The following is a 19,668-nucleotide window of genomic DNA, read 5'->3' on the forward strand; positions in this document are numbered from 1 at the left end:
GAATCCCTTCGCGCCCACAATAAAATAATCCTCTTCATTTTTTTTGAAGAGGATTTTTTTGTGGTATTTAGTTAACGATGTTTTTTGTACATTCGTTCTCTGAATATTGTTTAAGAAAAAATAAAATTAAGGTAATTTGAAATTAATGAATAAAGAGAAAATAGCCATTATTGGTCTTGGCTATGTAGGGTTGCCTTTGGCACGTCTATTGGCTACAAAATATTCTGTTGTAGGGTTTGATATAGATGAAGAGAGAGTAGGAGAGTTAATGACGGGAGTAGATTCAACCTTAGAGGTAGAGGATGATGTATTACAAGAGGTTTTAAAGACAGAGAACTCTGATAGTTTAGGGTTGTTTTGTACTACAAATTTAAAAGGAATAGTAGATTGTAATATATATATAGTTACAGTACCTACTCCGGTAGATAAAAATAACAGGCCAGTTTTAACACCTTTAGTTAAAGCTAGTGAAACTGTAGGTAAAGTGCTGAAGAAAGATGATATAGTAATTTATGAATCTACAGTGTATCCCGGTGTTACAGAAGAAGAATGTGTTCCTGTTTTAGAAAGAGTATCAGGATTGAAGTTTAATGAAGATTTTTATGCTGGTTATTCACCTGAAAGAATTAACCCAGGAGATAAAAAGCATACTGTTGAAAATATATTAAAAGTTACATCTGGTTCTACTAAAGAAGTAGGTGTTATTGTAGATAATTTATATGCCTCTGTAATTAAGGCTGGTACGCATTTAGCTCCAACAATAAAAGTAGCAGAAGCGTCTAAGGTTATTGAAAATTCACAAAGAGATATTAATATAGCATTTGTTAATGAGTTAGCAAAAATATTTGGATTGATGGATATCAATACTCATGATGTTTTGGAAGCTGCTGGAACAAAATGGAATTTTTTACCTTTTAAACCAGGTCTAGTTGGTGGGCATTGTATAGGGGTAGATCCATATTATTTGGCACAAAAAGCTCAAGAATTTGGATATCATCCTAGTATTATTTTGGCTGGAAGAAGAATGAATGATGGGATGGGTGAATATGTGGCTTCTCAGGTTATAAAATTAATGATAGATAAAGATGTAAAAATTAAAAAAGCTGAGGTGTTGGTTTTGGGCGTGACTTTTAAAGAAAATTGCCCTGATGTTCGTAATACTAAAGTGGTAGACGTCATTTCTTCATTAAGAGAGTATAATATTAATGTAGTTGTTTATGATCCTTGGGCTGACGAAGAGGAAGTTATGAGAGAGTATAACATTGTGTCAACAAAAGAGTTGCCTAACCAAAAATTTGATGCTATAGTTTTAACAGTTGCTCATGATGAATTTAAAGATTTAAATTTAGAATCTTTAAAGAAAAAGGAAGCAGTTGTTTATGATGTTAAAAATACACTTTCTAAAGAAACACGAGATAAAGTACTGTAATGAAAAATTTTGCACTTCTTGGAGTGGCAGGTTATATAGCTCCACGTCATTTAAAAGCAATTAAAGATACTAATAACAACTTGATAGCAGCATTGGATAAGTTTGATAGTGTAGGTGTTATGGATAGTTATTTTCCTAATACAGATTTTTTTGTTGAATTTGAACGTTTTGATCGCCATATTGAAAAAATAAAAAGACAACAAAATATACAGTTAGATTATGTAAGTGTTTGTACACCAAATTATTTACATGATTCGCATATAAGGATGGCATTGCGAAGAGGAGCTGATGCTATTTGTGAAAAACCTCTAGTGTTAAATCCTTGGAATGTAGATGCTTTACAGGGTATAGAAAAAGAAACTGGAAATAAAATTAATACAATTCTTCAATTACGATTACATCCAAGTATTCTTGATTTAAAAGAAAAAGTTGCTATTGCAAGCAAAGAAACTAAATATGATGTAGATTTGACATATATAACCTCAAGAGGAGGTTGGTATCATGTATCATGGAAAGGTGATGAGAGTAAGTCAGGTGGAATAGCAACAAATATTGGAATTCATTTTTATGATATGTTGACTTGGATTTTTGGAGAGGTTCAGGAAAATATAGTTCATTTAAGGGAAATAGACAAAGCTGCAGGATATTTAGAATTTGAAAAAGCAAGAGTACGATGGTATTTGTCTATTGATGAAAATTCACTTCCAAATGAAGTGAAAGAAAAAGGACAAAAAACGTATCGTTCGATAACTGTAAATGGACAAGAGATAGAGTTTAGTAAGGGATTTACGGAATTGCATACAGAAAGTTATAGAAAGATTTTAAAAGGGAAAGGATACGGTTTAATAGATGCAAAGCAATCTATTGAAATTGTTCATGATATAAGAAATGTCGATTTAATTAACAATGGAGAAAAGCACCCTTTTATAAAATGAAAATAGCAGTTATTGGTGCAGGTTATGTAGGTTTAGTTACTGGTACTTGTTTTTCAGAAATGGGGAATGATGTGATATGTGTTGATATAGATAAAGAAAAAATAGAGAATCTTGATAAAGGAATAATTCCTATTTATGAACCAGGTTTAAAAGAATTAATTCATAATAATATTTCTAAAACGCTTTTCTTTTCTGAAGATATTAAAAGAGCTATTCAAAAATCTGATATTATTTTCATATCAGTAGGGACTCCGATGATGAAAGATGGAAACGCTGATTTATCTGCTGTTTTTGATGTAGCAAAAACTATTGGTGAAGTTATTGATTCATATAAAATTATTGTATCTAAATCTACAGTGCCTGTTGGAACTACATTAAAGATAAAAGAAATTATTCAATCAGGTGTAACAAAAAGAAATAATAATGTTGAGTTTGATGTAGTATCGAATCCAGAATTTTTAAAAGAAGGAGCAGCAGTAGTTGATTTTATGAAGCCAGATAGAGTGGTTATTGGAGCAGAAAATAATGTTGTTTTTGAGAAAATGAAGGAATTGTATAATCCTTTTTTTAGAACTCATGACCGCTTTATTACAATGGACATTCCTTCAGCAGAGATGACTAAATATGCAGCAAATGCTATGTTGGCAACAAAAATTTCATTTATCAATGAAATTGCAAATATTTGTGAAAAAGTAGGAGCTGATGTAAACAATGTCAGAGTTGGAATTGGTTCTGATACTAGAATTGGATATGATTTTATCTATCCAGGTATAGGTTATGGAGGTATTTGTTTTCCAAAAGATGTAGCAGCGTTAATAAAACTAGGAGAGCAAAATGGATATGAATCTAAACTAATCTCTTCAGTAGATAAGGTGAATAAAGATCAGAAGAAACTCTTCTTAAGCAAAATTTTAAATAAATTTGGCGAAGATTTATTAGGTTTAAGCTTTGCTGTTTGGGGGTTGTCTTTTAAACCAGAAACTAATGACATGCGTCAAGCTCCATCTGTTTTTATTATAAAAGAATTAATTAAAAGAGGAGCAAGTATAAAAGTTTATGACCCAAAAGCAATAGATGAAGCTAAAGAAAATGAACTAAAAGGGGTTAATGTTTTTTATGGAGAGAATAAATATGAAGTAGTCAAAAATGTAGATGCTTTAATTTTATTAACAGAATGGAAAGAATTTCGTTCACCAAATTTTGATATATTAAAAAAATACTTGAAAAGACCTATTATTTTTGATGGAAGAAATCAATATTTAAATTACAAATTAAAAGAAAGTGGTTTTGAATACTACATGGTTGGCAGATGATTTTTTTAGCTTACTTAATCTTACATACATGATTTATGATAGATAAAAATTTCTTGATTTTTAAAAATAGTGCAATATTATATGTAAGATTAATTGTGTCTTCTATTTTGGGTTTGTTCTCTGCTCGTTTTTTACTTTCAGGGCTAGGTAATTCAGATTTCGGCTTATATAATGTTGTTGGAGGAATTGTTGTTATGATGGCTTTTTTTAATAGTGTAATGATTTCAACAACAAATAGATTTATTGCTTTTGAAACAGGAAAAGGTAATGAAGAATCTATAAATAAAATTTTTAATATAAGTTTAGTTTTACATATAGTAATAGCTTTACTGATTTTGCTTTTTACGGAAACATTAGGGGTTTTTTATGTTGAAAATTACTTAAATGTAGATATCTCTAGAGTTTCGGACTCTATATTTGTGTTGAGATTTTCTTCTTATGCTACAATTATTACTGTTATAAGTATACCTTATCAAGGTGTTATAACTGCAAATGAGAATTTCTTAGTGAGAGGGATGATTGAAATTTTAAGAAGTTTTCTAGCCTTGGGAGTAGCAATTTCTTTAATGTTATTTGTTAATGATAAAATAAGACTCTACTCATTATTAATTAGCATTGTTAATATTATTCCAGCAATTTTGTTTTTTATATACTGTGCTAAAAAATACCCTAGAATAATCAAATTTAATTTTCAAAAAAATAAGTTAAAGTATAAAGAAATGCTTAGTTTTTCTAGTTGGAATTTAATCGGAGCTTCTGCTCACTTAGGTAAATCTACTGGTGCTTCTTTAATAATAAATAATTTTTTTGGTACAATTCTAAATGCAGCTTTTGGTATAGCAAATCAATTAAATACCATAGTTTTAATGTTTTCTATGAATTTAGCACAAGCGGCAATTCCTCAGATAACCAAAAGTTTCAGTGTGGGAAATAAAAATAGGACATTAGTTTTAGCTGCATATATTTCAAAGTACACGTGGTATATGATGTTGATTCCTGCACTTCCTTTGATCTTGGAAACTAAATATTTACTTAGCCTTTGGTTAGATACTTATCCTGAGAATACTGTGATATTTTGTAGGTTGATGATTGTAGGTACTTTAATAAGTGGGCTAGGTAACGGTTTGTCTTCTGTAGTAGAAGCATCTGGAAAAGTGAAGTATTTTCAAATAGTTCTTAGTACTACCTCGTTATTAAGTTTACCTATAGCATATTTTGTTTTTTTTAAAGGAGGTAATGCTTATTGGATTTTTATAATAATAATTATAGCTAATGTTATAAATGTGATAATGTCTCAAATATTGTTAAGAATAATTATTAATTTTGATGTGAAGTATTTTTTAAAAACCTCTTTTTTAAAAATACTTTATGTATTAATTATGATTTGCCCCTTATTGATTATTCATGCTTTCATTCCTGAAGGGGTAATGAGATTTTTAGTATTTTCAACTGTTACTTTTTTATGGACTTTGTTTTCAATTTATATGGTAGGAATTGATAATAATGAAAAAGAAATATTAAAAGGAATGATAAAAAAAACACTAAGATTAAAAAAAACATAATAAAATGATACCATTAGTTAAACCTTTTTTACCTCCAAGAGAAGAACTTATGCCAAAAATAGAAAAAATTCTATATAGTGGTTATATAGCGGAAGGTAAAGCGGTAGTTGAGTTTGAGAAGAAAATGTCAGAAATTATAGGTAATCCATATTGTTTGTCAGTTAACTCAGGAACGGCTGCGTTGCATATAGCATTGAGATTAATAGGAGTTAAAGAAGGAGACGAAGTAATTAGTACAGCACTTACAGCTGAACCAACTAATACTACAATAGCCTTAACTATGGCTAAAGTTGTTTTTGCAGATGTAGATATAAGAACAGGGCTTATTTCAGTTGATTCCATAGAAAAATGTATAACAAGTAATACAAAAGCAATTATGTTAGTGCATTATGCAGGGATGGTTTGTGATATGGATAAAATTAACAGGTTGTCTGAAAAGTATCAAATTCCTGTTATAGAAGATTCTGCTCATGCGCTTTTAAGTAAATATAAAGGTAAGTATATAGGGAATAATTCAGCTTATACATGTTTTTCATTTCAAGCAATAAAACATTTAACAACAATAGATGGAGGAATGCTTTTTTTAAAGAATGAGGATGAGTACAATAGAGCAAAAAGGTTAAGATGGTTTGGGTTAGATAAAAATGTTCCTCGTTTAGAATCTGATATAAAAGAGGCAGGTTATAAGTATCATATGAATAATATAAATGCGACAGTTGGGATAGCTCAGTTAAATTATCTTGAGCATAATGTTTATAGATACATAGAAAACGGTAAGTTTTATGATGAAAATTTAAAAGACCTTGAAGAAGTTACTTTATTACCTTATTATGATAATACGGAACCTAGCTATTGGTTGTATACACTTAAAGTAAAAAGAAGACATGAGTTTATCGAAAGACTAAATTTAGAAGGTATAGCTGCTTCACCTCTCCATATGAGAAATGACAGGCATAGTGTGTTTGGAGAAATTAAAAATGAAACCCCTAACTTAGATGATTTTTATGAATCATATGTTCATATACCCTGTGGATGGTGGGTAACTAAAAAAGATAGAAATAGAATAGTTGAAGTTATAAAAAAAGGCTGGTAAATAGTTATGATGATACCTTTATATAAACCCCATATGCCAACTTTACCTCTAATTCAAGAAATATTAGATAGTGGGAACTTGGCTTATGGAAATTACGGAAGAGAATTTGAAAAAAAAATAGGTGATTATATTGAAAATAAAAATATAATTACAACGAATGCATATAATATGGCTATTCTTGTCGCTATGTCTACCTTAGATATTAAATCAGGTGATTCAGTGATAGCATCACCAATGACATGCCTTGCTTCTAGTCAACCTTTGATTTCAATGGGGATTAATATAATATGGGCAGATATTAATCCTAAAACGGGAACATTATGCCCAGATAGTGTTAAAAATAAAATAGGAATTAATTGTAAAGCAATAATTCATAATCACTATTGTGGTCATGTTGGGTTTATAGATGAAATAAATAATATTGGAAGAGAGAAAGGAATTCCTGTTATTGACGATTGTATTGAAGCTTTTGGAAGTGAATATAAAGGAAATAAATTAGGAAATGTTGGGACAGATGTTACAATATTTTCATTTAATCCAGTTAGGATACCAAATACTTTGGATGGAGGAGCTGTAGTTTTTAAAAATGAAAATTTATATAAGAAAAGTTTACTTGTTAGAGATGCAGGAATAGATAGGTCATGTTTTAGAGATGAATTAGGAGAAATTAATCCTTTGTGTGATATAAAGCTTATAGGACATAGTGCCACAATGGGAGAGGTTAATAGTTATATTGGTACCAGGCAAATGGAGCAAGTTGAAAACTTGATAAAAATTCAAAGAGAAAATGCTTCTGTCTGGTGTGAAGAGTTAGCTAACAGTTTAGATATTGTGCCCATCAATAATCAAGAAGGAAAACCAAATTATTGGGTTTATGGAGTTTTAGCAAAAAATAAAAGAGATACTATAATTAAATATAGGAAATTAGGCTATTATTCATCAGGTGTTCATATTAATAATGATATTTACAGTGTTTTTAAAAGTAAAGACTGTAACTTATCAGGTGTTAATGAATTCAATGATCAATTTGTTGCCTTGCCAACTGGATGGTGGTTTAATAAATAATATGTAAATATATATGGAGAATAAAGTTAATTCAACAGCTAAGATACATCCTAATGTAAGGTTAGGTAGTTTTAATACAATTGGGAGTAATGTTATAATTGACTATATAGGTGATAACCCTGATTATATTATTAATATAGGTGATAATAACATAATTAATGATAATACAAAGATAATTATAAAAGGTAATTTCCAAATTGGAGATTGGAATGTTTTTCATAACAATATGTTAATTATGGCAGATGATTTTATAGAGGTGGGGCATAATTGTTGGTTTGGTCAAAATACTATTTTAGATGGAGCTGGAGGCTTAAGGATAGGGAATGGTGTTAGGATTGGGATGTATAGCCAAATATGGACTCATGTCGCTAGTGGTGAGCAAATTGAAGGTTGTACACTTTATGGTAAGAGAGAAACAATATTAAGTGACGATGTTTGGCTTGTTGGAAGTTGTATAGTAGGCTCAGGTTTAGAATTAGGAAAAAGATCAATAATTTTAATTAATTCAGTCGTTACTAAAAATACATTACCAAATCATGTTTACTCTGGAAGTCCAGCAAAAATTATGGAGAAATTAAATTTTTATAAAGATGTCACTATAAATGATAAATTCGAAATGATGCATAAATGGTTAAACGAATTTATTAAAGAAAATCCAGAAGTGAAACTTCAAATTAATAATGAAAAAAGTTATTTGTATTTAACTAAAAATAAAGAAGAAGTTAGTTTTTTTAAAAATAAAAATGAGTTGTTTAAACCTAATCAAAGTGTTTTTTTCTTAGATGCAAAAACATATAATAAGACAAATTCACAATTAGAAAGAAGTATATATCGATATTTATATAATAACAAAGCTAGATTCATACCTAATACCTAATAATTACCTTTAAATTTTAGGCATAAAATAAAATATATAAATGTTTTTTTAATTAAATGGAAAAGAGATCAGCTTTACTATCTATATTGATAGCTACAAAAAATAGAATACCATATTGTATAAAAGTTATAGATAAAATATTAGATTTTACTAACCAAGATTTTGAATTAATAGTTCAAGACAATTCAGATTCCTTAGAATTGTTTGATTATGCTGGAAAAATAAAGGATCAAAGATTTAGATATAATTATACAGCTCCACCTTTTTCGTCGATAGATAATTTTAATAAAGTTATTTCTTTAGCAAAAGGTAGTTATGTTTGTTTAATAGGGGATGATGATTGTATAACTTCAGAAATATTTGAAGCAGTAAAATGGGCTAATGAAAATAATATTGATTCAATAGTACCTAGCTTAAAGGCTGTTTACTGGTGGCCTGATGCAACTAAAAACATAAAAGGAAAAGAAAAAGACAATGGTCTTCTTGAAATTTCTAATATATCTTCTAATATTAAGGAATATTCCACAACAGGTGAAGTTGAAAAATTAATGAAAAGTGGTGGTCAAAACTACATGGATTTAAATTTACCAAAACTCTATCACGGTATTGTTAAAAGAAAATATTTAAATTTAATTAAAGAAAAAACAGGTCATTATGTAGGAGGGTTATCTCCTGATATCTACTTAGCTGTAGCATTATCTAGTTTTATCAATAAAATAGTTAAGATCGATTACCCTCTAACTATACCAGGTATTTGTATAGCTAGTACTTCAGCTGATTCTGCAACAAAAAAGAATACAAGTAAATTAGAAGATGCACCACACTTTAGAGATAGAGGAGAATATTTTTGGGCGAAGGAAGTCCCGCGATTTTATAGCGGTATCAATATTTGGGCAGATTCAGCAATAGCATCTCTTCATGATATGGAAGAACATTTATTAGTAAGGAAATTTAATGTTATGTCCTTGAGTTCTATTTTATTGAAAAGACACAAGAATTATAAAGAAGAAATTATTAATCATTATTTAGATTTTTATAAAGCAAATGTTTTTATAAAGAGATATATATATATAGCTGTTCTTAAAACTCGTGTTTTAAGTAATTTTTTTTCAGGTTTATATATCAGATTTTGTAATAAATTAATAAAAGTTTTCTTAAATAAAGAGGATACTAGTGTGAAATTGAAAAATATTAATAATATAGGGAAAGCCTTGGATTTATTTTTAGAATATGTTTCTAAAAATAATTTTAAATTACATTTTTATGAGAAAAAGAAATAAACTAAAAACTTTATAAAAATAATTTATGAGTGATTTTGTTTTTAGTAATAGTGAAATTCCAAAAAACAAATTAGAATTGTGTTTTGGGCAAGTTTACAGTAAGAAAAAAAAAATAAAGTATTTTTTTTCTAGGGGACGTACTTTATGTTTTACTGAGAATATTTATAATGGTTTTAAATCCTATATAAATGGAGATGAGATTTGTATTGTATTAGGAGGACCAATATTAAGGTTTAGAGACAATAATTTTATATCATCTAAAAGAGACGATAATAATGAAGGAACTAAATCAATTTATGAAAGATGGATTGTAAAAAAAGAAATTAATTGGGATGTTGATGTTGATGGACCATTTGTTGTAATGTTGTTTAATATGAAATCCGGGCAATTCAACATAGTTACTGATATGCTATCAATTATTCCTGTATATCAAAAAAAGGAAAAGGAAGTTATTATAAGTTCACATATTAATATTATTAATTTAGTATCTTCTGATCTCTTAGATCAGGTATCTATAGCTGATTATATAATTAATAATGTGGTTACCTTTCCCCATACAATTTTTAAAAACATAAAACAAATTTACCCTGCAAGTATACATACTTGGTTGTTTAAACAAAAAGAATATTTTTATGGGTATGATAATTATTGGTTACCTATTGAGCCGAAAAAAGGTGAAGAACAAAATGTTGTAGAATTAGCTAACCGTTTAAGAAATGGTGTTAAATCCTTCATTGATCAAATAGTTGATGCTAACCCAAAACTAGGTTTATTGATGAGTGGAGGTGAAGACTCTAGATCAGTTGCAGGAATGGTCTCTAAAAATTATAAAAAAGAAGGATTTATTTATTGTGTATCAAGAAATAATGAAATAGTTATAGCTGAAAAAATAGCCGATTGTTATAATATCAATTTGAATATAGGTTTTATTGAGGAAGATAATTTTATTAACACATATAAAGAAGTTACTAATCTAGTCGGAGTTGGATGCGATTCAACTAACGTACACTCCTACAGTTTTAGTAAGTTTTTTGACTTTCAAAAATATGATGCAATACTAGGAGGTTTTTTAGCAGACACTTTTTTAAAAAGTTTGTGGTCTGAAAAGAAAAGGAGTAACAACTTTTTTTTTAAAAAGAAAGAGAGTGTTGATGAGAATAAAGAGTACATTAGGTGTAATCATTCAGATATTAATGATGAATTAATAGAGAAAGTAAATAAACGAAGAAATATTCATTGGAATTTGATTAGTGCTTTTAGACCGAGATCTGTTCAAGAATGGATGGGGATTTGGCCAATGTCAATGCAAAGAGATATTCCTAATATATATGGACATAGAAGACTCTTTAATAATTATGAACCTTATACGTCAAATGAAGTTATAAAAGTTGGAGCTATTGCACCTCAAAAAATAAAATTAAATAGAATTTTGTTTAGAGAAGCTATGAAACCTTTCTTTAAAGAAGTAAAATGGATACCACATAATGCAGGTTTTTTACCCTTTTTTTCTTATAAGATAAACAGTATTTTATTTATTCCTTTTTATAAATTTTATTTTAAAATAACTAGTAGAAATAAAATAACAATGACTGATTGGGATAATATATTTCAAAAAGAAGAAGTTAAAAAGAAAGGAGAAAGTTATTTTTCTAAAATTAAAGAGGAATGTGATGACTTATTTAGAAATGAAAAAAACATGAAATTAATGGAAGGAAATAATTTTAATAATTTTCAAAAAAGAAATCTATTTCAATTAGGTTATTTCTTGAGTAATAGAAAAGAATAAATTCATAGAAATTGGATGTCAAATGAAAAGAATATTATTTATACATCATGCAGCAGGTTGGGGAGGAGCTCCTAATAGTATGATAAAGTTGATTAACAGTTTAGATAAAAATAAATTTTCTTGTAAAGTATTACTTTTAAAAGATTCAATTGTAACAGAAAAATTAAAAGAAAATAAAATTGATTACAATATTGTAAGCTCAGTTTTTTATAAGAAGTATTACCATTATTTTACACATAGTGAGGCAGATTATATTAAGTGGTTTAATTTTTATACCTTTTTAAAGTTGACTGTTTTTTGGTTTCTATCTCGTTATTTTTTTGCTAAAAGAGAATTGAAGGATCATGAATTTGATATAGTTCATTTAAATTCATCTGTTTTAACAGATTGGTTAGCACCTTCAAGTAGATTGGGTAAGGTGATAATTCATATTCGTGAGCCTTTTAGAAAAGGGAGGGTAGATTTTCTTTATATTTTTTTTAAAAGACAAATGAATAAGTATGCAGATAAAATAATAGCAATTAGTCAAGATAATGCAGATAGGGTTGGTTTAAATGAAAAAACTACAATTGTTTATAATTATTCTGAAATACAGGATATTGATCCTTATGAAGAAGAGGGCTATAAAACCAAAACAGTTTTATATGTTGGAGGTTATTCAAGGATTAAAGGTTTTTTTACAGTTGTAAAATCTCTTGAAAACATTGATGATGATATAAAAATTATTTTTGCAGGGTATTATCCTAAATTAAATAATAGTTTATTTATTTTTAAAAACTTTTTAAGAAGTTTTATTTTTAAGGAAGAACACGCTATGTACAAAAAGTTTTTAGATAACAAAAAAATTATGAAAGTTGGACTAATAGGAGATATAAATAATTATATTGATGAGTCTACTTGTTTAATATCTCCATTTACAGTTCCACATTTTTCAAGGCCAATTATTGAGGCTTTTGCTAGAAGAAAACCAGCTATTGCTACTGAAATTGATGGGATGAGTGAAATTATAGCTAGTAATATTAATGGAGTTTTAATAAAAGAAGGGGATAGTGACTCTTTAGCGAAAGCAATTAATTATATTTGTAATAATCCTTTACAAGCAAAAAAAATGGGAGATAATGGCTATTTAGTTGCAAAAAAAAGATATTCTTCTAAAAATATTAAAAAAATACAAAAATTATATAATAGTTTAACTTGATGCAGTCTTTATGCAGGTATTTTTAATAATAAAAAATATTAAATGTTTAGGAATTTTTTTTCAGAAAGAACTTTAATTTATATATTGATCATTACGATTATATATATATCAGATGATACATATTTATTTGGAGCAAGTGATAAAACGTACATTTTTATGAAAATAAAGTACGGAATATATGTCTTATTATCCATCCTTTTGTTTTTAAATGGGCACATAAATAAATATAATAATTCAATTATTATTTTATTAAAGTTAATAGCTTTAATTATATTAACATTTACTATTAACGATGATTTTAGAGGAGGATATCTTTATCAAGTATTAATATTAGTTCTGTCTTTTTTTATAGCAAATAGAATAAGTATTTCAACTTTTACAGTAGTTTACTGTAAATTAATATATTTTTTTGGGTTGATTTCGATTATGGTTTTTATTTTAGCCATAATTTTTCCATCTATAATAAAAATATTTCCTGTTGTAGTTAATACTTCAGGTATAGAAAAGCATAATTTATTCTTAGCAGTTGTACACGGTCAATATGGTTTTGGACTTAGGAATTCAAGTATATTTAGAGAGCCAGGTGTATTTATGGTATATTTAAATATAGCTCTTATGTTAAGCCTTTTTTATAATAAAGTGCTTGAAAAAAAGCATATACTAGTATATATTTTATGTTTAATTACTTCGTTTTCAACAGCTGGAGTTATTGTTGGAGCCTCGATTTTATTTTTAGCAATTTTTTATGATAAAACTCTTTTTTCAAAAAGAGAAAAGAAGATAATTTATACCTTACCAGTTCTTTTTGTTTTCTTCATTATTTTTAACACAGAAGTAAATGATTCTATTTTTAACAAACTAAACAAAAATTCTGACAAATACATAAGTGCATTATCAAGAATTGCTTCTTTTTTTGTTCCAGTAAATATTTTTATAGAAGCTCCATTATTTGGTGTTGGTTTATCTAAGTTTAGTTCAAGTTTTGAAAGTGAGGCAATTACTTCTTATGGTGTTGAATTAACTGCCGATGGAACTGCAACTAATACTTTAATGAATAAATTTGCAACTTATGGTTTTTTGTTTGGAAGTGTTTTTATGCTTGGTATATTTAATTTTGTAAAAAAAGTACTTAGAAGCAATATTTTTTTTAAGTATTTGTTTTTTTTAATTTTTTTAGCAATATTGAGTAATGAGGATATGAGATATTCTTTATTCTTTAACGTTATTTTTTTCTATGGATTTATTATAAAAAGATATTAATAGAGTATGGCAAAAGTTTATTATATAGGTTACTATACCTCTAAAGGGAATCCTAACTGTTTTGATGTTTTTCCATCGATTAATAGTAAAATGGATTATATCATTGATTCAATAAAAAATAAAAAAAACAGTATTGAAATTTTTTCTTTAGGAGAGTCTAATAAATTTAATTTTACTAAAAAACAAATTGTTGACAATTATGAAAAAATATATTATGTAAGTTCATTTGCTAAAACTAATTACCTTTATAAAATTCTTTCAAGAATTTGGTTGTTACTGCAAATTGTTTTTTTTATTTTGTTCAAAGTTAAAAGAAATAGTAAGGTTATTGTTTATCATTCTTATGCTATAATAAATGCAATTAAATTTTCCGTTTTTTTTAAAAAAATTACCTTAATTTATGAAATTGAAGAAATATATAAAGCTGCATGGAATAAAGGGGAAAAAGAGATTAAAAAAGAAATAAAAAAATTGAGCATAGCCGATAAATATATTTTTGTTAATGATTTGATGGATAAAGAATTTATGTTTAATAAAGAGTTCTTAATCTGCTATGGTAGCTATAAAAAAAATGTAATAAAGCCTAAAATTGAAAAAGAAGTTATTAATATTGTTTATGCTGGTTTTATTGGCAATTATAACTCTGATGTACACTTAGCCATTGATTCAATTAGATATCTTTCTAATAAATACTTCTTGAAGGTAATAGGCTATGGAAGTGAAAAAGACATAAATGAAATGATCAAAAAAATTTCTAAAATTAACAATGAGTATAACGAAAAAAGAATTCAATTTGATGGACTTTTATCTGGTAATGAATTGATTGATTATTATGGAAAGTGTGATATAGGTATTTGCACAAGATTATTAGATAACAAAAATTCAAATTATACATTTCCATCAAAAGTATTAGTTTATTTGTCAAACAATTTAAATGTTGTGGCAAGTAAAATTGATTGCATAGTTAATTCCAAAATAGAAGAGTGTATTAATTTTGTTGATGTTTTAACTCCAGAAGGAGTAGCAGAGACAATTTTAAATAATAAAAATTTAGTTGATGACCAGATATTAGAAAGCTTAGATTTTAATTTCAGGGAAGATTTAAATACAATGATAAATGATAAATAGTTTGTTTTTAGTAGATGCTGTATTTATTAACGATGGTGGAGGAAAAGTTCTTTTAGATTACTTAATTAAAGAGTTAGAAAAAAAACCTATTAATATCACATATTTATTAGATAAAAGAGTTGAAAATGATGTTATAGTTAATAACCTTAATAGCGTTATTTATTGTAAAGGTTTTTTTAATAGATTAAAGTTTTACAAAAAGAATTTAAATAAATTTGAAGGGGTGTTTTGTTTTGGAAATGTACCTCCGAATTTTAAAACTTCTTCAAAAGTTTTTACCTATTTTCATCAACCATTATTTTTAAATATACCAAAAGAATTATCTTTCCTTAATAAAGCAATGTTAGAGTTAAAAATTCTTGCAATGAGCTTGTTGAAAAAAAACACGAATAAATGGATTGTTCAGAGTGCTTTAGTTAAGGAAAAACTGTCAAATAAATACAAAATAGAAAAGAATAATATATTAGTAATACCTTTTTTTCCCCCCATTAAAAAGACTAATGAGTTTTATATAAGGGAAGAAAATACTTTTTTATACGTGAGTAATGGAACGCAACATAAAAACCATATAAAGTTAATAGATGCCTTTTGTGAATTTTATGACAAGAATAAGGTAGGGAAACTTACATTGACAGTGGATAAATCTTATATTGAAGTGGTTGATAAAATTAATGAATGTGTGAAAAATAAATATCCTATAAATAACTTAGGTTTTATAAATAGAAATGATCTGTATAAAGTGTATTCCGAACATGAATACTTAATATTTCCTTCTTTGGCAGAAAGTTTTGGTTTAGGAATAATTGAAGCTATTGTGTTAAAATGTAAAATAGTAGGTGCAGATTTACCTTACATGCATGAAGTCTGTGAGCCATCTATAATTTTTAATCCTAGATCTACTAATGATATAGTAAATGCTTTCTGTAAATCAATAACTCTTGAGAAAAATAAGTTTTCAACTCAAAAAGTTTTTAATGGTATAGATGAATTAATAAATGTTATAATAAATAAATAAATATGTTAATAAATAATGAAGTTTTGTTAATTACTGGAGGAACAGGTTCATTTGGAAATGCTGTTTTAAATAGGTTTTTAGAAACTGAACATTTCAGTGAGATACGTATCTTTTCAAGAGATGAAAAAAAGCAAGATGATATGCGTAATGTATTGAAAAATGAAAAGTTAAAATTTTATATAGGAGATGTCCGTGATTATGGAAGTGTAGAGAGAGCAATGAGAGGTGTTAATTATGTGTTTCACGCAGCCGCATTAAAACAAGTTCCTTCATGTGAGTTTTTCCCTTTGGAAGCTACTAAAACTAATGTTTTAGGAACCCAAAATGTTATTGATGCAGCCGCAGCAAATGATGTTAAAAAGGTAATTTGTTTAAGCACAGATAAAGCAGCGTATCCAATTAACGCTATGGGAATATCAAAAGCTCTAATGGAAAAAGTAGCAATAGCAGCATCAAGAAATTATAAAAACACAACAGTTTGTTTAACAAGATATGGTAATGTAATGGCCTCTAGAGGTTCTGTAATACCTTTATTTGTCAATCAAATTAAAAGTGGAAAAGAATTAACAATCACTGATCCAAATATGACACGTTTTCTAATGTCTTTAGATGAGGCAGTTGAGTTAGTGCTGTTTGCTTTTGAAAATGGGAATTCAGGAGATTTATTTGTTAATAAAGCACCAGCAGGAACCATTGGTGATCTAGCTCAAGCCATAAAAGAAATTTTTAAAGCTGATAATGATGTTAAAATTATAGGTACTAGACACGGAGAAAAACTTTATGAAACTCTTTGTACTAGAGAAGAAATGATTAAGGCAGAAGATATGGGAGATTTTTATAGAATTCCAGCTGATAATCGAGACTTAAATTATTCAAATTATTTTTCTGAAGGGAAAAAAGATATTTCATCTATTGAAGATTATCATTCACATAATACAAAGCAAGAAAATATTCAAGATGTAAAAAAAATGTTACTTAAATTACCAGTAATTAAAGAAGCTTTAAAGTTAATTAATAAATAATTGTTTTAGATTTGGAACCAGAAATAATTAAAGGTAATTGTTTTATTGATGAAAGGGGCAAACTTTTATATAATAACTCTTTCGATGCAGATAAAGTTAGACGTTTATACTCAATAGAGAATAAAGATGTTAATTTTCATAGAGGTTGGCAAGGACATAAGATCCAACAAAGGTGGTTTCAGGTATTAACAGGAAGTTTCGAAATCAGATTAATCAAGTTAGATAATTGGTATAAACCATCTAAAAATTTAGAACAGATTACTTTTAGAATAGATTATAGTAAAATGGATGTTCTACATGTGCCCAAAGGTTTCGCAAATTGTATTAAGGCTATAGAGGATAATTCTAAGTTGTTAGTTATGAGTGATTATTTGTTTGGAGTAGTTGATGACGAGTATAAATTTGATAGTGATTACTTTAAAATTTAATAAAATGATAAAAGTAGGAATAACTGGTCAAAAAGGCTTTATAGGTAAGCACCTTGTTAATTTAATTAAGACCAAGACTGAAGAAATAGAGATAATACCTTTTCAACGTACTTATTTTAAAGAGTCTAAAAAACTTTGTGATTTTGTGCAGTCATGTGATGTTATAGTTCATATTGCTGCAATGAATCGTCATGAAAATGAACAAGTAATATATGATACAAATTTAAATTTAGTAAAGAAATTGATTGAGTCTTGTGAAAAGACAAAATCCAATCCTAAAATAATTTTTTCTTCTTCAACTCAAGAAGAAAAGAATAATTTTTATGGTAAATCAAAAAGAGAAGGAAGAGAGTTGTTTGAAAGTTGGGCAAAAAAAACAGGGAATGACATAACAACATTAATAATACCTAATGTATTTGGCCCATTTGGTAAACCAAACTACAATTCCTTTATAGCTACATTTTGCGATTTACTTGTTAAAGATAAAAAGCCAACAGTGTTAAATGATAGTGTTGTAAACTTAATATATATTAATGAGCTTACTGAAATTTTTTTTACTGAAATAATAAATAATTTAAAAGGTGTTCGGGTTTTAAAAGTAGATAATACATCTAGTAAAAAAGTTTCTGAAATATTATTATTATTATTGAATTATAAAAAGATGTATATTGATTTGGGCCAAATACCTAATGTGCCAAAAAAATCTTTTGAACTCAATTTATTTAACACATTTATTAGTTATATTCCTAAAAACTTTTTTCCTAGGAACTATACAAAGCATATTGATAATAGAGGAGCATTTGTTGAAATAATAAGAACAGAGGTTTCTGGTCAATCATCTTATTCATTGACTGTTCCAGGTATAACAAGAGGGAATCATTATCACACAAGAAAAATAGAACGTTTTGCAGTAATCAAGGGAAAGGCGGCGATAAAAATTAGAAAAGTAGATTCAGAAGAGGTGATAGAATATTTTTTAGATGGAGAAAAGCCAGCCTACGTTGATATGCCAATTTGGTATACACATAATATTACTAACATTGGAAATTCAGAATTAATAACATTGTTTTGGATTAATGAACCATATAATCCAGATGATACTGATACATATTTTGTAGAAGTTTAATAGTATATAAAATAATGAAGAAATTAAAAGTAGTAACAGTCGTAGGAACACGACCAGAAATTATTAGATTATCATGTACCTTAATTGCATTAGATAAAAGTGATGCTATAGAGCATGTTTTAGTTCATACAGGGCAAAACTATGACTATGAATTAAACGAAATATTCTTTGATGATTTAGGATTAAGAAAACCAGATTATTTCTTAGAAGCGGCTGGAAAAAATGCTACAGAAACTGTTGGAAATATTCTTATTAAAATTGACCCAATTTTAGAAAAAGAAAACCCAAATGCATTTTTAGTTTTAGGAGATACGAACTCTTGTTTATGTGCAATTCCAGCTAAAAAGCGTAAAATACCTGTGTTTCACATGGAGGCTGGAAATCGCTGTTTTGACCAACGTGTTCCAGAAGAAACTAATCGTAAGATAGTAGATCATGTTTCAGATGTTAATTTAACATACAGTAGTATTGCTCGAGAATATTTATTACGAGAAGGATTACCACCTGATAGAGTGATAAAAACAGGGAGTCCAATGTATGAAGTACTCCATAAATTTTTGCCAAAGATTGAAACTTCTAATGTATTAGAAAAATTAAATTTAGAAAAGCAGAAATTCTTTATTGTATCATCACATAGGGAAGAAAATATAAGTAACCCAAAAAATTTCAAAGGATTAATTGATTCATTGAATCAAATTGCTGAAGTATATAACTACCCAATAATTGTTTCTACGCACCCTAGAACACGAAATATGCTTAACAATAAAGAAATAAAAACGCATAAAAATATTCAATTTTTAAAGCCATTAGGTTTTTCAGATTATAATGCATTACAAATGTATTCGTTTGCTGTATTATCTGATTCTGGTACAATTTCAGAAGAATCCTCCATATTAAATTTTCATGCATTGAACATTCGTGAGGCACATGAACGTCCAGAGGCCATGGAAGAAACTTCAGTAATGATGGTAGGATTAAATTCAGAACGAATTATGCAAGGTTTGGCGGCATTAAATGTGCAAGAAAGAAGTCCTAAAAGAAATTTTAGAGAAATTTCTGACTATTCTATGCCAAATGTAAGTGAAAAAATTGTAAGAATAATTATTTCTTATACTGATTATATTAACAGAGTTACATGGTCTAAATAGGTT

Annotated in this window: 17 protein-coding genes; all 17 read left to right on the plus strand. The window is 27.5% G+C overall.

Translation table 11 applies throughout. The features are described 5' to 3' along the window. Positions 1-145: 145 nt before the first annotated feature. Complete coding sequence (locus DS884_RS17505; RefSeq protein WP_113787678.1) at positions 146-1,429, plus strand: nucleotide sugar dehydrogenase; 1,284 nt, start codon at positions 146-148, stop codon at positions 1,427-1,429. Further along, positions 1,429-2,364 carry a Gfo/Idh/MocA family oxidoreductase gene (locus DS884_RS17510; protein WP_113787679.1) on the plus strand — a complete coding sequence of 312 codons (936 nt, stop codon included), beginning with the start codon at positions 1,429-1,431 and terminating at the stop codon, positions 2,362-2,364. The genes DS884_RS17505 and DS884_RS17510 overlap by 1 nt, the downstream gene beginning before the upstream one ends. After that, positions 2,361-3,677 carry a UDP-glucose dehydrogenase family protein gene (locus DS884_RS17515; RefSeq protein WP_113787680.1) on the plus strand — a complete coding sequence of 439 codons (1,317 nt, stop codon included), beginning with the start codon at positions 2,361-2,363 and terminating at the stop codon, positions 3,675-3,677. Before DS884_RS17510 ends, DS884_RS17515 begins: the two co-directional genes overlap by 4 nt. A 35-nt stretch (positions 3,678-3,712) precedes the next feature. Beyond that, the gene (locus DS884_RS17520; protein WP_113787681.1) at positions 3,713-5,239 is read left to right on the plus strand and encodes a hypothetical protein; all 1,527 of its coding nucleotides are present in this window, start codon (positions 3,713-3,715) and stop codon (positions 5,237-5,239) included. 4 nt (positions 5,240-5,243) lie between these two features. Next, entirely contained in the window at positions 5,244-6,332 is a 1,089-nt protein-coding gene (locus DS884_RS17525; protein ID WP_113787682.1) for a DegT/DnrJ/EryC1/StrS family aminotransferase, read from the plus strand. 6 nt (positions 6,333-6,338) lie between these two features. Further along, a complete protein-coding gene (locus DS884_RS17530; protein WP_233487184.1) occupies positions 6,339-7,397 on the plus strand; it encodes a DegT/DnrJ/EryC1/StrS family aminotransferase in 1,059 nt (352 codons plus the stop codon). Between the two features lie 13 nt (positions 7,398-7,410). Continuing rightward, the gene (locus tag DS884_RS17535; RefSeq protein WP_113787684.1) at positions 7,411-8,274 is read left to right on the plus strand and encodes an acyltransferase; all 864 of its coding nucleotides are present in this window, start codon (positions 7,411-7,413) and stop codon (positions 8,272-8,274) included. A gap of 56 nt (positions 8,275-8,330) precedes the next feature. Further along, positions 8,331-9,554 (plus strand): glycosyltransferase family 2 protein, encoded by a 1,224-nt coding sequence (locus DS884_RS17540; protein ID WP_113787685.1) that lies wholly within the window; start codon positions 8,331-8,333, stop codon positions 9,552-9,554. A 25-nt stretch (positions 9,555-9,579) separates the two neighbouring features. Then, positions 9,580-11,340, plus strand: a complete 1,761-nt coding sequence (locus tag DS884_RS17545; protein ID WP_113787686.1) for an asparagine synthase-related protein — start codon at positions 9,580-9,582, stop codon at positions 11,338-11,340. A 22-nt stretch (positions 11,341-11,362) separates the two neighbouring features. Next, complete coding sequence (locus DS884_RS17550; RefSeq protein ID WP_113787687.1) at positions 11,363-12,538, plus strand: glycosyltransferase family 4 protein; 1,176 nt, start codon at positions 11,363-11,365, stop codon at positions 12,536-12,538. Positions 12,539-12,694: 156 nt separating this feature from the next. Beyond that, a complete protein-coding gene (locus DS884_RS17555; protein ID WP_158530877.1) occupies positions 12,695-13,798 on the plus strand; it encodes an O-antigen ligase family protein in 1,104 nt (367 codons plus the stop codon). Between the two features lie 6 nt (positions 13,799-13,804). Next, a complete protein-coding gene (locus DS884_RS17560) occupies positions 13,805-14,926 on the plus strand; it encodes a hypothetical protein (RefSeq protein ID WP_113787689.1) in 1,122 nt (373 codons plus the stop codon). Beyond that, on the plus strand, positions 14,916-15,941 hold the full coding sequence (locus DS884_RS17565) for a glycosyltransferase (RefSeq protein ID WP_113787690.1): 1,026 nt from the start codon (positions 14,916-14,918) through the stop codon (positions 15,939-15,941). The genes DS884_RS17560 and DS884_RS17565 overlap by 11 nt, the downstream gene beginning before the upstream one ends. 2 nt (positions 15,942-15,943) lie before the next feature. Beyond that, positions 15,944-16,963, plus strand: a complete 1,020-nt coding sequence (locus tag DS884_RS17570) for a polysaccharide biosynthesis protein (protein WP_113787691.1) — start codon at positions 15,944-15,946, stop codon at positions 16,961-16,963. Between the two features lie 11 nt (positions 16,964-16,974). Continuing rightward, the gene (locus DS884_RS17575) at positions 16,975-17,391 is read left to right on the plus strand and encodes a WxcM-like domain-containing protein (RefSeq protein WP_233487185.1); all 417 of its coding nucleotides are present in this window, start codon (positions 16,975-16,977) and stop codon (positions 17,389-17,391) included. A 4-nt stretch (positions 17,392-17,395) separates the two neighbouring features. Continuing rightward, positions 17,396-18,517 (plus strand): NAD-dependent epimerase/dehydratase family protein, encoded by a 1,122-nt coding sequence (locus DS884_RS17580; RefSeq protein ID WP_113787772.1) that lies wholly within the window; start codon positions 17,396-17,398, stop codon positions 18,515-18,517. A gap of 14 nt (positions 18,518-18,531) precedes the next feature. Next, positions 18,532-19,665: a non-hydrolyzing UDP-N-acetylglucosamine 2-epimerase gene (gene wecB / locus DS884_RS17585; protein ID WP_113787693.1), complete on the plus strand. Its 1,134-nt coding sequence runs from the start codon at positions 18,532-18,534 to the stop codon at positions 19,663-19,665. Positions 19,666-19,668 lie beyond the last annotated feature (3 nt).

Origin of the sequence: Tenacibaculum sp. E3R01 (genome assembly GCF_003318185.1) — a bacterium.
In the GTDB taxonomy this organism is placed as follows: domain Bacteria; phylum Bacteroidota; class Bacteroidia; order Flavobacteriales; family Flavobacteriaceae; genus Polaribacter; species Polaribacter halocynthiae.

Coding starts and splice junctions, on each gene's coding strand:
- DS884_RS17525 (WP_113787682.1), top strand. CDS start 5,244: ATGATACCATTAGTTAAACCTTTTTTACCTCCAAGAGAAGAACTTATG.
- DS884_RS17515 (WP_113787680.1), top strand. CDS start 2,361: ATGAAAATAGCAGTTATTGGTGCAGGTTATGTAGGTTTAGTTACTGGT.
- DS884_RS17565 (WP_113787690.1), top strand. CDS start 14,916: ATGATAAATAGTTTGTTTTTAGTAGATGCTGTATTTATTAACGATGGT.
- DS884_RS17520 (WP_113787681.1), top strand. CDS start 3,713: ATGATAGATAAAAATTTCTTGATTTTTAAAAATAGTGCAATATTATAT.
- DS884_RS17505 (WP_113787678.1), top strand. CDS start 146: ATGAATAAAGAGAAAATAGCCATTATTGGTCTTGGCTATGTAGGGTTG.
- DS884_RS17530 (WP_233487184.1), top strand. CDS start 6,339: ATGATGATACCTTTATATAAACCCCATATGCCAACTTTACCTCTAATT.
- DS884_RS17560 (WP_113787689.1), top strand. CDS start 13,805: ATGGCAAAAGTTTATTATATAGGTTACTATACCTCTAAAGGGAATCCT.
- DS884_RS17540 (WP_113787685.1), top strand. CDS start 8,331: ATGGAAAAGAGATCAGCTTTACTATCTATATTGATAGCTACAAAAAAT.
- DS884_RS17510 (WP_113787679.1), top strand. CDS start 1,429: ATGAAAAATTTTGCACTTCTTGGAGTGGCAGGTTATATAGCTCCACGT.
- DS884_RS17545 (WP_113787686.1), top strand. CDS start 9,580: ATGAGTGATTTTGTTTTTAGTAATAGTGAAATTCCAAAAAACAAATTA.
- DS884_RS17555 (WP_158530877.1), top strand. CDS start 12,695: ATGAAAATAAAGTACGGAATATATGTCTTATTATCCATCCTTTTGTTT.
- wecB (WP_113787693.1), top strand. CDS start 18,532: ATGAAGAAATTAAAAGTAGTAACAGTCGTAGGAACACGACCAGAAATT.
- DS884_RS17580 (WP_113787772.1), top strand. CDS start 17,396: ATGATAAAAGTAGGAATAACTGGTCAAAAAGGCTTTATAGGTAAGCAC.
- DS884_RS17535 (WP_113787684.1), top strand. CDS start 7,411: ATGGAGAATAAAGTTAATTCAACAGCTAAGATACATCCTAATGTAAGG.
- DS884_RS17570 (WP_113787691.1), top strand. CDS start 15,944: ATGTTAATAAATAATGAAGTTTTGTTAATTACTGGAGGAACAGGTTCA.
- DS884_RS17550 (WP_113787687.1), top strand. CDS start 11,363: ATGAAAAGAATATTATTTATACATCATGCAGCAGGTTGGGGAGGAGCT.